15 protein-coding genes are annotated in these 12,225 nt (G+C 65.4%); 3 read left to right on the top strand and 12 right to left on the bottom strand.

What is annotated here, in order from left to right:
• Positions 1-86: 86 nt before the first annotated feature.
• The 4 genes from AC3FKG_RS09220 to AC3FKG_RS09235 are packed head-to-tail and all read right to left on the bottom strand — an operon-like array spanning position 87 to position 3,587.
• Positions 87-1,022 carry a heme o synthase gene (locus AC3FKG_RS09220; RefSeq protein ID WP_483710311.1) on the bottom strand — a complete coding sequence of 312 codons (936 nt, stop codon included), beginning with the start codon at positions 1,020-1,022 and terminating at the stop codon, positions 87-89.
• Positions 1,019-2,122 carry a COX15/CtaA family protein gene (locus AC3FKG_RS09225; RefSeq protein ID WP_488742899.1) on the bottom strand — a complete coding sequence of 368 codons (1,104 nt, stop codon included), beginning with the start codon at positions 2,120-2,122 and terminating at the stop codon, positions 1,019-1,021. Before AC3FKG_RS09225 ends, AC3FKG_RS09220 begins: the two co-directional genes overlap by 4 nt.
• Positions 2,123-2,135: 13 nt before the next feature.
• Positions 2,136-2,792 carry an SCO family protein gene (locus AC3FKG_RS09230; protein ID WP_488742900.1) on the bottom strand — a complete coding sequence of 219 codons (657 nt, stop codon included), beginning with the start codon at positions 2,790-2,792 and terminating at the stop codon, positions 2,136-2,138.
• 39 nt (positions 2,793-2,831) lie between these two features.
• A complete protein-coding gene (locus AC3FKG_RS09235) occupies positions 2,832-3,587 on the bottom strand; it encodes an SURF1 family protein (RefSeq protein WP_488742901.1) in 756 nt (251 codons plus the stop codon).
• Positions 3,588-3,704: 117 nt separating this feature from the next.
• Between AC3FKG_RS09235 and AC3FKG_RS09240 the strand changes: the two genes are divergently transcribed.
• On the top strand, positions 3,705-3,914 hold the full coding sequence (locus AC3FKG_RS09240) for a twin transmembrane helix small protein (protein ID WP_211947067.1): 210 nt from the start codon (positions 3,705-3,707) through the stop codon (positions 3,912-3,914).
• A gap of 127 nt (positions 3,915-4,041) precedes the next feature.
• On the opposite strand, the gene AC3FKG_RS09245 is transcribed toward AC3FKG_RS09240, so the two are convergent.
• The 8 genes from AC3FKG_RS09245 to AC3FKG_RS09280 form a co-directional block, all read right to left on the bottom strand.
• Entirely contained in the window at positions 4,042-4,902 is an 861-nt protein-coding gene (locus AC3FKG_RS09245) for a cytochrome c oxidase subunit 3 (RefSeq protein WP_483710307.1), read from the bottom strand.
• Between the two features lie 111 nt (positions 4,903-5,013).
• On the bottom strand, positions 5,014-5,238 hold the full coding sequence (locus AC3FKG_RS09250; protein ID WP_483710306.1) for a DUF2970 domain-containing protein: 225 nt from the start codon (positions 5,236-5,238) through the stop codon (positions 5,014-5,016).
• Positions 5,239-5,254: 16 nt separating this feature from the next.
• The gene (locus AC3FKG_RS09255; protein ID WP_483710305.1) at positions 5,255-5,881 is read right to left on the bottom strand and encodes a cytochrome c oxidase assembly protein; all 627 of its coding nucleotides are present in this window, start codon (positions 5,879-5,881) and stop codon (positions 5,255-5,257) included.
• Positions 5,882-5,906: 25 nt separating this feature from the next.
• The gene (locus tag AC3FKG_RS09260; protein ID WP_488672870.1) at positions 5,907-6,038 is read right to left on the bottom strand and encodes a cytochrome oxidase small assembly protein; all 132 of its coding nucleotides are present in this window, start codon (positions 6,036-6,038) and stop codon (positions 5,907-5,909) included.
• Positions 6,039-6,109: 71 nt separating this feature from the next.
• A complete protein-coding gene (gene ctaD, locus AC3FKG_RS09265; protein ID WP_483710304.1) occupies positions 6,110-7,717 on the bottom strand; it encodes a cytochrome c oxidase subunit I in 1,608 nt (535 codons plus the stop codon).
• 38 nt (positions 7,718-7,755) lie between these two features.
• Complete coding sequence (gene coxB / locus AC3FKG_RS09270; protein ID WP_488742902.1) at positions 7,756-9,021, bottom strand: cytochrome c oxidase subunit II; 1,266 nt, start codon at positions 9,019-9,021, stop codon at positions 7,756-7,758.
• A gap of 58 nt (positions 9,022-9,079) precedes the next feature.
• Positions 9,080-9,589: a DUF2244 domain-containing protein gene (locus AC3FKG_RS09275; protein WP_483711444.1), complete on the bottom strand. Its 510-nt coding sequence runs from the start codon at positions 9,587-9,589 to the stop codon at positions 9,080-9,082.
• A 304-nt stretch (positions 9,590-9,893) separates the two neighbouring features.
• Positions 9,894-10,895: a methyltransferase domain-containing protein gene (locus tag AC3FKG_RS09280; RefSeq protein WP_488742903.1), complete on the bottom strand. Its 1,002-nt coding sequence runs from the start codon at positions 10,893-10,895 to the stop codon at positions 9,894-9,896.
• Here AC3FKG_RS09280 and AC3FKG_RS09285 point away from each other — a divergent pair.
• Entirely contained in the window at positions 10,830-11,654 is an 825-nt protein-coding gene (locus tag AC3FKG_RS09285; protein WP_483710301.1) for a phosphoribosyltransferase family protein, read from the top strand. The genes AC3FKG_RS09280 and AC3FKG_RS09285 overlap by 66 nt on opposite strands.
• An 86-nt stretch (positions 11,655-11,740) precedes the next feature.
• Complete coding sequence (gene trmL / locus AC3FKG_RS09290) at positions 11,741-12,211, top strand: tRNA (uridine(34)/cytosine(34)/5-carboxymethylaminomethyluridine(34)-2'-O)-methyltransferase TrmL (protein ID WP_483710300.1); 471 nt, start codon at positions 11,741-11,743, stop codon at positions 12,209-12,211.
• Positions 12,212-12,225: the final 14 nt, after the last annotated feature.

Below are 12,225 nucleotides of genomic sequence, written 5' to 3' on the forward strand. Positions count from 1 at the left end.
CGAGGGCAGCACACAGTATCGCCCATCCGCGCCGTGCGGCACGGCGGCCGCGACAAGATGCCGCAGGCCGCGAACAAACGTGCCGCTCAGATCTGCGGCACGAACTTGAAGTAGTGATCGACCAGCAAAGCCGCGAACAGGATCGACAGGTACAGGATCGAGAAGCGGAAGGTGCGCTGCGCCAGTTCGTCGGAGTAATTGCGGTACAGCGTCCACGAGTACTTCAGGAACCAGGCGCCCAGCACCAGCGCGCTGACCAGGTAGATATAGCCGCACATGCCGTACACAAAAGGCAGCAGCGTCGCGGCGATCATGACCAGCGTGTACAGCAGGATATTGAGCAGCGTGTACTTTTCGCCGTGCGTAATCGGCAGCATCGGCAGCCCCGACTTGGCGTAGTCGGCACGGCGGTACAAGGCCAGCGCCCAGAAATGCGGCGGGGTCCACGTGAAGATGATCAGCACCAGGAACCAGGCCTCGGCCGGCACGTCGTTGGCCACGGCTGCCCAGCCGAGCGCCGGCGGCATGGCGCCCGACAGGCCGCCGATAACGATGTTCTGCGGCGTGGCCGGCTTGAGCAGGATGGTGTAGACGACGGCATAGCCCAGGAAGGTGGCGAAGGTCAGCCACATCGTCAGGTCGTTCGCGAACACGTGCAGCAGCCACATGCCGGCGCCACCCAGGACGGTCGAGAAGATCAGCGTCTGGGTAGTCGTGATCTCGCCGGTGGCCGACGGGCGCCAGGCTGTGCGGCGCATCAGCGCGTCGATCTTCTGCTCGACCAGGCAATTGATCGCGAACGCGGCCCCGGCCAGCAGCCAGATGCCTGCGCCGCCGCCGATCAGCACGCGCCACGGCACCATGCCCGGCGTGGCGAGGAACATGCCGATGATGGCGCAGAACACCGCGAGCTGCGTCACACGCGGCTTGGTCAGGGCGGCATATTGACGGACCAGGTGACGCACCCGGCCCACGGATTGGGATTGTGTTGCGGTTACCACGGGAGGGAGTTTGTCTTTCATGTGGCGCGAGCGGCAGTCGGCACGCTGGAAGCAGCGCCGGCGCGACGGGTCGCGAGTCCTATATTGTAGTTGAGTCGCACCAGCAGCAGCAGGAGCACCGCCGCGCCGCCATTGTGGGCCACCGCGGCCACCAGCGGCCAGTCCAGCACGATGTTCGAAAGTCCGGTGGCCAGTTGCAGCGCCAGCACGGCCAGCAGCCAGTGCGACGCGCTGCCCAGCCCTTCCAGCCGGCGCGCGCGCAGACCGAACCATGCCAGGTAGGCCAGCACGACCACGGCGAAGCAGCGGTGCACCCAGTGGATCGCCACCAGCGCCGCATGCGGAATGTAGTCGCCGTCAGCCGTCATGCCGAGCTGGCGCCATAGCGTGAAGCCGTGCGTAAAGTCCATCTCCGGCACCAACCGGCCGTTGCACAGCGGGAAATCGGTGCAGGCCATCACCGCGTAATTGGTGCTGACCCAGCCGCCCAGGAAGATCTGGATCACCAGCAGCAGCAGCGCCACGCGCGCGGGCCAGCGCAACGCCCCGGCCTGCGGCGCCACGGGATGCGGCGGATCATTGCGGGAACCGAGCCAGATCAGCGCCGCCAGCAGGCTCATGCCGAGCAGCAGGTGCGTCACGACGATGATTGGCTGCAGCTTCATGGTCACCGTGAAGGCGCCGAACGCGCCCTGCACGCACACCAGCAGCAGCACACTGGTGGCGAACCACGGCGACTGCTTCAGTTCCTTGCGCTTGACCCACGCCAGCACCATCAGCGTGATGATCAGCACGCCCACCGCCATGGCGAAATAGCGGTGGATCATCTCGATCCACGCCTTGGCCAGCGTCACCGGGCCGCTGGGCAGCGCGGTCTGGGCGGCGTGGATCGGCTCCATCGCCGCATGCGGGTTGGAATGGCCGTAGCAGCCCGGCCAGTCCGGGCAGCCGAGGCCGGAATCGGTCAGCCGCGTGAAGCTTCCGAACATGATCAGGTCGAGCGTCAGGAACGCGGTGATCCAGACCAGCTTGCGGTACTTGTTGCGGTCGCCGCGGACCAGCACGTAAGAGACCGGGAACAGCGCGATCAGGATGCCGATGATGGCGAGTTGAAGCAGCATGCCAGTCGTTCCCTCAGCCGATGCGCGAGACCCGGAGCAGCTTCTTGAGATCGCCGCTCATCTTCTTGGGGTCGGGGTCCTTCGGGAAGCGCATCATCAGGTTGCCAAGCGGATCGACCAGGAAGATGGTGTCCTCGATGCGGCCGCCCTCGGTCGCGGGTATCCATTGACGCGCCACGTCAGGCGCAATGCGAAGGAAGCGCACGCCGGCGTAGGGCTCGTTGTAGGCCGCGGACAGGCGTTCGTCGACAGCGCCTTCGTCCGTGATCAGCCATACCGGCACGATCCGTTCGCGGTCCTGGCCCTGACCCGCGCGGATCTGGCGGATGGTGAACAGCTTCTTTGCGCACGCTTCGTCGCAGGCCGACCCATCGGCCGTTACCAGCAGCCACTTGCCGCGGAAACTTTCGAGCGGCACGGCTTCGGCGCGCTCGTTGGCGACGCGAACGGCGGGCATCGGACGCTGGGGATCGATCAGCGCGCCATAGTTGGTGGCGCCGCCCGTCGGCTTGAAGACATAGAAGGTCAGGTAGGACGCGATCACCGGCGATGCGCACACCAGCAGCAGCAGCAGCATCTGGATGCGGCCGCGGCGGGTGCGGGCATCGATGCGCGAATCCGGCGCCGGTGCCGTGCCGGCCGGAGCCGGGGCGGAGTCTTGGTGTGGCATGCGTACGTCTGTCGTTCGTTGGTCGTGGCCAGTTGGCCGTCAATTGGGTCCTGCCCCCGCAAGCCGGCGCGCGCGGCGCCAGCCCAGCGCAATCACCAGCACCAGCGTCAGCGCGGCCAGGCCGAACCACTGGAAGGCGTAGCCGTAGTGCCGGTCGGCGCCCAGATCAGCGGGCGCCCAGTCGCGGGCTAGGCCGTCGCCAGTATCGGTGCGCTGCTCGATCACGATCGGCTGCAACGCCACGCCGGTCTCGGCCGCGTAGGCGGCAAGGTCCACGTTCTGCCGAATCCGATGGCCGGCTTCGGCGCTTGCGTCCTGGCCCAGGCTATAGACCCTGGGCACCGCCGCAAGTGCCGTGCCTTCGACGGTGACTTCACCGGCTGGCGTAGCGAATGGCGCAATGCGCGTGCGGTCCTGGACATCGCGCGGCAGCCAGCCACGCAACACCAGCACGCTGCGGGCGGCGGCGCCATCACTCCGGATCTGCAAGGGCGTCAGCACCAGGAAGCCGGCGCGGCTGTCGGAACCATTGCCGTGGGGGCGATTATCCAACAAGACGGTCCGGTCCGCGTCAAAACGTCCGGTGACGCGCACGGTGCGGTCGGCCAGGCCGCCCGGCGCGGGTGCCGTGGTCAACGTCACCGGCGGCTGTGCGGCCAGTGCCTGCAGCCGTTCGGCACGCGCGATCTTCTCGTGCGCGCGGTTGAGCTGCCAGTTGCCGAGCATGCAGGTCGCCGCGATCACCACCGCGGCCGCAACCGTCGGTACCGGACTCAGGGCGCGCCAAAGCTTCATCGGTCCGCTCCCGTGGCATACGGCGACATGCCGGCGGTGCGATAATGGCCCTTTCCGCCCCCGAGCCCGCGGCACGCATCGTACGTATCGTACGTATCGCGGCCAGCCTGCCCCGCCATGCGCTTTGTCATCATCGTCGCCTTTCTCCTGATCATCGGCAGCCTGGCCTCGGCCCTCTTCTTCATGATGCGCGACCGCGGCAGGACGCCGAACATGATGCGCTCGCTGATGCTGCGCGTGGGCTTCTCGGTGGCGCTGTTCCTGTTCATCCTGTTCTCGAACTGGATGGGCTGGATCCACAGCACCGGCATCCGCATGAATCCCTAGACGCCTCGTCTTCCGAAACCGCAAAAAACAAGCGCCGCAGGCTGGGTTTCCCTCCTGCGGCGCTTCTGTTTTGTGGTCCCGCCGCGGAAGGCGCTTCAGGCCTTCCGCCGGTACGACAAATTGCTGCTTACAGCCAGTACACCACGATGTAGAGGAACAGCCACACCACGTCAACGAAGTGCCAGTACCAGGCGGCGCCTTCGAACGCAAAGTGATGCTCGGGCGTGAAATGGCCCTTGAGCACGCGAATCAGCACGACGGTCAGCATGATCGCGCCCATGGTCACGTGGAAGCCGTGGAAGCCGGTCAGCAGGAAGAACGTGGAACCGTACACACCCGAGGTGAGCTTCAGGTTCAGTTCCGAGTAAGCGTGCATGTACTCGTACGCCTGGAAGCACATGAAGATCGCGCCGAGCAGGATGGTCAGCACCAGCCCCTGGATCAGCTGGCTGCGCTTGCCTGCCAGCAGCGCGTGGTGCGCCCAGGTCAGCGTCACGCCCGACATCAGCAGCAGTGCCGTGTTGATGGTCGGGATCGGCCACGGACCCATGGTCTGGAAGGTCTCGACCACGCCGGCGGGGCCGGTGTTGGGCCATACGGCGGCGAAGTCAGGCCACAGGATCTTGTTGTCGAGGTCGCCCAGCCACGGCATGGCGATGGTGCGGGCATAGAACAGCGCGCCGAAGAAGGCCGCGAAGAACATCACTTCGGAGAAGATGAACCAGCCCATCGACCAGCGGAACGACAGGTCGATGTTCTTGCCGTACATGCCCCCTTCGGATTCACCGATGGCGTCGCCGAACCAGCTCTTGAGCACGAACAGGAACCACAGCAGGCCGAAGCCGCACAGGTACGGCGCCCAGTGCTGTCCGTTCACCCAGCCGGCAGCGCCGGCGCCGGTCATCAGCAGGCCGATGGCTGCCGTGATCGGGTGGCGCGACGGTCCCGGTACGAAGTAGTACGGAGCGTTTGCGCGATTCGCACTCATTCTTTTATCTCCAGCTCAGAGTCTTGGTTCAATCGTTATATCGGCACACCCGGCGGCCTTGTCTCCCTGGCCGCCGGCGGCACTGCTTTTCTGTCTACCCTACCTGCCCTGCTAGGCCGCGGCCGAACTGACCACGACCCGTACGATCGTGACCAGGATCGCGATGAACACAACCGCCGCGATCACCCCGGCAATGACCACATGCACCGGGTTCAGCCTGGCCATGTCGCTCTCGTGCTCCGCGCCCTTGCGCAGGCCGATGAACGACCACAACACCGCACGCATGGTCTGCGCGAACGACATCTTGCGCTTGACCGCGTCTTTCAACTCGTCCACGGCGTTTCCTCCTGCCTCAGCCGCCGCTGCGCGCCGCAGGCGGGCTTTCCAGCGCGCCCTGCGGTGCCTGCGCCACCGGCGTACCCACTTCAAAGAAGGTGTACGACAGCGTGATGTTCTTCACGTCCTTCGGCAGCTTCGGATCGATCACGAATACCACCGGCATCTCGCGTGCTTCCTTGGCCTTGAGCGTCTGCTGCTTGAAGCAGAAGCACTCGAGCTTCTTGAAGTACTCGGTCGCCTGCTTGGGCGCGTAGCTCGGGATCGCCTGCGCCGAGATATCGCGCGACTGCCCGTTGGCCACCTCGTAGACGATCGTCACCATCTCGCCCGGATGCACTTGCATGCTGTTCTTCACCGGACGGAAGGCAAAGGGACCGCGCGCGTTCGAATCGAACTCCACCGTGACGGTGCGGCTCGTGTCGACCTGCGTGTTCTTGAGCGAGCCGCCATACAGCTCGCGCGTGGTCACCACGTTGATCCCGGTGAGGTCGCAGATCTTCTTGTACAGCGGCACCAGCGCGTAGCCAAAGCCGAACATCACGCCAACGATCACGACCAGCCGCAGCATCATGCCGCGGTTGAACCGCTTGTCGGCTTCCCTGCCCTGACCTTGCTGCTGCTCCTGCTGATCGACGCTCATCCCGCTTCCCCGCTACCCCGCAGCTTCAGCCAAGGAACACCATCTTGGCGAAGAACCCCAGAAAGAAAACCACCACGATGGAAAACAGGATCAGTCCCAGGCGCCGGTTGGCGGCTTTCTGGCCTGCTTGCGATGGGTTTTTTTGTGGAGCCTGCATCTTCTGCATCTTGTATTACCTGCCGGCACGGAAGGCGGCTGGCGCCCTCCGTGCCTTGTTGCGTTCAGTGCTTAGCGAACTTGCGGCGGCACTTCAAAGGTGTGGAACGGCGCCGGCGACGGCACGGTCCACTCCAGGCCCTCGGCACCATCCCAGGGCTTGTCCGCGGCCTTCTCGCCGCCACGGTAGGACGGCAGCACCACGAAGAAGAAGAAGTACACCTGCATCAGGCCGAAGCCCAGTGCCCCGATCGACGCGATCGCGTTGAAGTCCGCGAACTGGGTCGGATAATCGGCATAGCGGCGCGGCATGCCGGCCAGGCCCAGGAAGTGCATCGGGAAGAAGGTCACGTTGAAGAAGATCAGCGAACCCCAGAAGTGGATCTGGCCGCGGGTTTCGTTGTACATGAAACCGCTCCACTTCGGACCCCAGTAGTAGAAGCCCGCGAACAGCGCGAACAGCGAGCCGGCCACCAGCACGTAGTGGAAGTGCGCCACGATGAAGTAGGTGTCCTGCAACTGGATGTCGATCGGGGCGACCGCCGGCATCAGGCCGGTGAAGCCGCCGATGGTGAATACGAAGATGAAGCCGATCGCGAACAGCATCGGGGTCTCGAAGGTCATCGAGCCGCGCCACATCGTCGCAATCCAGTTGAAGATCTTCACGGCCGTCGGCACCGCGATCAGCATGGTCGCGTACATGAAGAACAGCTGGCCCGTCACCGGCATGCCTGTCGTGAACATGTGGTGTGCCCACACGATGAACGACAGGATGGCGATCGACGCCGTGGCGTACACCATCGAGCTGTAGCCGAACAGGCGCTTGCGCGCGAAGGCCGGTACCACGTGCGAGATGATGCCGAACGCCGGCAGGATCATGATGTACACCTCGGGATGCCCGAAGAACCAGAAGATATGCTGGTACATCACCGGGTCGCCACCGCCCGCGGCCGAGAAGAAGCTCGTGCCGAAGTGGCGGTCGGTCAGCACCATGGTGATGGCGCCGGCCAGCACGGGCATCACGGCGATCAGCAGGTAGGCGGTGATCAGCCAGGTCCAGCAGAACATCGGCATCCGCATCAGCGTCATGCCCGGGGCGCGCATGTTGAGGATGGTCACGATGATGTTGATCGAGCCCATGATCGACGACGCGCCCATGATGTGCATGGCGAAAATGGCCATGTCCATGCCCGGACCCATCTGCACCGACAGCGGCGCATACAGCGTCCAGCCGGCGGCGGTGGCGCCGCCCGGCGCGAAGAACGAGCCGGCCAGCAGCAGCGCGGCCGGCGGCATCAGCCAGAAGCTGAAGTTGTTCATGCGCGCGAACGCCATGTCGGAGGCGCCGATCTGCAGCGGGATCATCCAGTTGGCGAAGCCGACGAAGGCCGGCATGATCGCGCCGAACACCATGACCAGGCCGTGCATGGTGGTGAACTGGTTGAACAGTTCGGGGCGGAAGAACTGCAGGCCCGGCTCGAACAGCTCCAGGCGGATCAGCAGCGCCAGCACGCCGCCAGACAGCAGCATGGTGAACGAAAACAGCAGGTACAGCGTGCCGATGTCCTTGTGGTTGGTCGCGAACAACCAGCGGCGCCAGCCATGCGGGTGATCGTGCGCGTGATCGTCGTGCGCGTGATCGTGCGGATGGCCGATTGCGTCGTGGGTAGCAGTACTCATCGCAAATGCTCCTCTAATCCTGTCCTGTCTTCAGCCGGTCAGCCCGCGCTGCGGTTGCCCGCGATGCTGGCCTGCTTGCTGCCCTGGTCCTTGACGGGCTTGGCGTCCGCCTTCGGTGCCTCGCCGCCCGCGGCGCCGCCGCCTTCGGGGAACTTGCCGGCGCGGGCATTCACGAAGTCGCTGGGCTGGATCACTTCGCCGGTCTTGTTGCTCCAGCTGTTGCGCACGTAGGTCATGGCCGCGGCCAGTTCGGTATCGGACAGCTGCTTCCACGACGGCATGGCGTTCTTGCCTTCCAGCATGATGTGCATCTGGCCGGCCTTGGGGCCGTTCACGATCTTGGAGCCGTCCAGCGCCGGGAATGCGCCGCCGCCCTTGCCGTTGGGCTGGTGGCAGACCGCGCAGTTGGCGGTGTAGACCTTCTCGCCGCGGACCTTCATCTCGTCCAGCGTCCAGGTCTTGTTCGGATCATCGGCCTTGGCGGCCATTTCCTTCTTCTTGCCGTCGACCCACTTGGTGTAGTCGGCGTCGGACACGACGCGCACGACGATCGGCATGAAGGCGTGTTCCTTGCCGCAGAGTTCGGCGCACTGGCCGCGGTACACGCCGATCTTCTCGGCCTTGAACCAGGTGTCGCGCACGAAGCCGGGGATCGCATCCTGCTTGACGCCGAAGGCCGGGATCATCCAGGCGTGGATCACGTCATTGGCCGTGGTGACGATGCGCACCTTCTTGTTGACGGGCACCACCAGCTCGTTGTCCACCTCCATCAGGTAGGTGTTGGACTTCGGCGCTTCGTTATTGATCTGTTCACGCGGGGTGGTCAGGGTCGACACGAAGGAAATGCCTTCGCCCTCGCCCTTCAGGTAGTCGTAGCCCCACTTCCACTGGTAGCCGGTGGCCTTGATGGTGACGTCGGAATTGGTGGTGTCCTTCATGGCCACGACGGTCTTCGTCGCCGGCAGGGCCATGGCGATCACGATCAGGAACGGGACGATGGTCCAGACCACTTCGACCGTGATGCTTTCGTGGAAGGAGGCGGACTTGGCACCCTTGGCCTTGCGGTGCGTGAAGATGGAATAGAACATCACGCCGAACACGGCGACGAAGATCACCGTGCAGATGATCAGCATCATCCAGTTCAGCCAGTGAATCTGCTCGGCGATCTTGGTGACCGGCTCGGTCAGGTTCAGCTGACGCACGGCGGGACCGCCGGGCATGTCACTGACCGCCAGGGCCGCCTGGCTGGCAAGCAGGGATGCGCTCGCCAGGCAAACTGCGGATGCCTTCTTCCACATTTTCATTTGTTATCTACCCAATTTACAGATTCAAATCTGCCCCCGCCTCCGCCCCTGCCACCTCTCAGAGGCGGCGCAGGGCCGCTGCGAGCTCCTGGGCGAACTTGCGCCGCCTGTGCAGGTCCAGATAGCACCCCACCTGCACATCGCGCCCGCCCGAGCGCAGCGTTACCAGTGCGCGGGGCGATTCCCCCAGTTCGACCCGCACCCAGTGCGGGTTGAATTCCTCGCGCGTCAACCGCTGCGCGCTGGCTGTCTCCACGACCAGCACGCCATCGTTGATGCTGACACGCTCATAGTCCGTCGCATGACGTGCGTACACAAGCAGAGCAATCCCCAGTCCGAGCAGGTCCAGGCCGGCAAACGGCAGCACGAGCCAGGACCCTTGCACCGCGAAAAACAACGCGATGGCAAGCGAGACAGTGAAGATCGAGAGGTAAAACCAGCCGACCTGGCGTGGGGAAAGCGAGCAATTCCGCTTCATCAGCCAGTCGTGGGGCGCGGGAGGAGGTCCGTCGAGATTTCCGCCGGAGTCACCACTTGCCGTCTGGAATGCGATACCCAAGTCTTGCATCGCCAACCACTCTGCATTTGGATGCACACCCGGGACGATTGCGCCAGGAGTGCACCTTGCGAGTGCAACTCCAGGACGTTCTTGTGCCAGGGGACCACTGCGACAAACTGGCGCATTATAGGGCGCTTCGCATACCCGGACAAGGCCGCACATTGACCAAAGCGCTTGCGCGCCGTAAGGATTTATGCTTAGACGCTATCCATTGGATCACCCGTAAAGCCAATGCCGGCGCGGCTTTGCGGGCGATGGGCCCATCGTGCCGCGACACGAAAGTCAATACAGTCGTAACCGCTCGACGCCGCGTTCAGCGACGCGGTCTTGCCCGGCCAATCTTGTCCAGCGGCACCACGGCATGGCCCTGCTCATCGAGCTGCTGCGCACCACGCGAGGGCAGTTTCCACGCGTGGCCATAGACGATCTCGAAGCTCAGCGGGATCACCCCATCGGCGTCGCGCCGGCGCGCCAGGGCCGCGCAGACCGCCTCGTGCCAGCGCCGGCCATGCAGGCCGGCGTGGCTCGCGTCCGGGTGCGCGCGCAAGCCACCGAAGGCCTGGACCTCGCGCAGCAGCGTCTCGGGCGATTCGTAGGTCACGGTCAGCGTTTCCATGTCCATCACCGGCGTGGACCAGCCGCTGTGGACCAGCATGTCGCCGATGTCGTGCATGTCGACAAAGCGCAACGTATGGGGCGCGGCATCGACCTCGGCGAAGGCCGCGCGCAGCTCGCGCAGCGTATCGGGACCGAACAGCGAAAACATCGCCAGGCCTTCGTCCCGCGTCACGCGATGCCATTCGGGAAACACGCGGTGCGGCTCCGGATGCCAGTGCAGCGCCAGGTTGGACCACAGCAGGTCGAAGCTGCCGGGCGCAAAAGGCAATGTGGCAAGATCGCCCTGGACCAGATCGAACAGCGGGCGCTTGCCAAGCAGGCGGCCAACCCAGCCGGGCCTCCGCTGCGGATCGCGTTGCCCCGCTTCGGCCAGCATCGCGCCGGAGATATCGAGGCCGGCGATCTGCGCATCGGGAAAGCGTGCCCGCAGGCCCGCCAGCCCCTGGCCATGCCCGCAGCCAAGATCCAGCGCGCGCTGCGGCGCCAGGCGCACGACTTCCATGCGCTCCTGCATGCGGCGGCCGATCTCGCCGAGCAGGAAGTCGAGCTGGCCGAACGCGGCGCTGCGCCGGTCGAAGGCCAGCCGCGTCAGGCGCGTGGGCGGCAGGAAGGCATCGGGGGAATCGGCGGCATGCAGGGACACGGGAAAACCAGGCAACAGGAAGACGGGGAAGTCGCGGCAGCAGACACCGCGCATGGCGGCCGCGCGCGTTGGCGGGCGGCTGGACGGCAAGTATACGCGCGCATCGCGAAAGCCGCCGGGCATGCGCGCGGGCTGACGCGTGCGCTGTTGCCGTGCGCCTGTGCGCTCTGCGGCGTGGTGCAGGACGAAGTGGTGTGCCGCGACTGCGTCAGCGACCTGCTCTACCCGGTGTCGCGCTGCCCGGTCTGCGCGATGGGCCGGGCGCCCGGCGAGCCGTGCCCGGCCTGCGCCCAGCACCGCCCCGCATTCGACCAGGCCGTCACGCTGGGCGACTACGCGTTCCCTCAGGACTCGCTGGTGTTGGCACTGAAGTACGGCAAGGTGCTGCCACTGGCCAGCTGGCTCGCGACCGCGCTGGCGGAGCGGATGCAGCGCGGGTTACGCACCGGCGCGTTACGGCCGGACGTGATCGCACCGATACCGCTGTCGCCGCAACGGCTGGCCGAACGCGGCTTCAACCAGGCCTGGGAGATCGCCCGGCCGCTCGCGCGCCACCTGGGCGTACCCAGCGACCCCGTGCTGCTCGAGCGACCGCGCGACATCGCCACCCAGCACTTGCTGGATCTGGCGCATCGGCAGTTGAACGTGCGCGGTGCATTCCGCCTGGGCCGCCGGCAGTCGCTGGCGGGCAGGCACATCGGCCTGGTCGATGACGTCATGACCTCGGGCGCTACGCTGGATGAAGCGGCGCGCACGCTCAAAGCGCACGGTGCGGCGCGGGTCAGCGTGATCGTGGCACTGCGCACGCCCTGAGCGGATGACAGCGCGGATGACAGCGCCGCGGTCGCGCGGTAAGCTGCGCACCGTTTTCGATGCCCCCCTTTGCAAGGAAGTCCCCCATGTTCAACGTCGTCCTGGTCGAACCGGAGATCCCGCCCAATACCGGCAATGTGATCCGCCTGTGCGCCAACACCGGTGCGCAATTGCACCTGGTGAAGCCGCTGGGATTTCCGCTGGAAGACGCCCGCATGCGGCGCGCGGGACTCGATTATCACGAGTACGCGACCATGCGCGTGCATGACAACTGGGACGCGCTGATGGCCAGCGAACAGCCCGACCCGACCCGCATGTTCGCGCTCACCACGCATGGCTCCACGCCGTTCGGGCAAGTGAGTTTCCAGCCTGGCGACTGGTTCGTGTTCGGCTCCGAGACGCGCGGGCTGGCGCCGGAACGGCGCGAAGGGTTTCCGGCGTCGCAGCGCATCCGCCTGCCGATGCGGCCCAATAACCGCAGCCTGAACCTGTCGAACACCGTGGCGGTGGTCGTCTTCGAAGCCTGGCGCCAGAACGGCTTTGCCGGCGGCGCCTGAGCGCGAGCTTTGTG

This window comes from Cupriavidus sp. 22TCCZM04-2, from assembly GCF_057798895.1.

Bases quoted from the DNA above. Each gene is read 5' to 3' on its own strand.
- AC3FKG_RS09220 (WP_483710311.1), bottom strand. From the start codon at position 1,022: ATGAAAGACAAACTCCCTCCCGTGGTAACCGCAACACAATCCCAATCC.
- AC3FKG_RS09225 (WP_488742899.1), bottom strand. From the start codon at position 2,122: ATGCTGCTTCAACTCGCCATCATCGGCATCCTGATCGCGCTGTTCCCG.
- AC3FKG_RS09230 (WP_488742900.1), bottom strand. From the start codon at position 2,792: ATGCCACACCAAGACTCCGCCCCGGCTCCGGCCGGCACGGCACCGGCG.
- AC3FKG_RS09235 (WP_488742901.1), bottom strand. From the start codon at position 3,587: ATGAAGCTTTGGCGCGCCCTGAGTCCGGTACCGACGGTTGCGGCCGCG.
- AC3FKG_RS09240 (WP_211947067.1), top strand. From the start codon at position 3,705: ATGCGCTTTGTCATCATCGTCGCCTTTCTCCTGATCATCGGCAGCCTG.
- AC3FKG_RS09245 (WP_483710307.1), bottom strand. From the start codon at position 4,902: ATGAGTGCGAATCGCGCAAACGCTCCGTACTACTTCGTACCGGGACCG.
- AC3FKG_RS09255 (WP_483710305.1), bottom strand. From the start codon at position 5,881: ATGAGCGTCGATCAGCAGGAGCAGCAGCAAGGTCAGGGCAGGGAAGCC.
- AC3FKG_RS09260 (WP_488672870.1), bottom strand. From the start codon at position 6,038: ATGCAGGCTCCACAAAAAAACCCATCGCAAGCAGGCCAGAAAGCCGCC.
- ctaD (WP_483710304.1), bottom strand. From the start codon at position 7,717: ATGAGTACTGCTACCCACGACGCAATCGGCCATCCGCACGATCACGCG.
- coxB (WP_488742902.1), bottom strand. From the start codon at position 9,021: ATGAAAATGTGGAAGAAGGCATCCGCAGTTTGCCTGGCGAGCGCATCC.
- AC3FKG_RS09275 (WP_483711444.1), bottom strand. From the start codon at position 9,589: ATGCAAGACTTGGGTATCGCATTCCAGACGGCAAGTGGTGACTCCGGC.
- AC3FKG_RS09285 (WP_483710301.1), top strand. From the start codon at position 10,830: ATGCAGGGACACGGGAAAACCAGGCAACAGGAAGACGGGGAAGTCGCG.
- AC3FKG_RS09280 (WP_488742903.1), bottom strand. From the start codon at position 10,895: ATGCGCGGTGTCTGCTGCCGCGACTTCCCCGTCTTCCTGTTGCCTGGT.
- trmL (WP_483710300.1), top strand. From the start codon at position 11,741: ATGTTCAACGTCGTCCTGGTCGAACCGGAGATCCCGCCCAATACCGGC.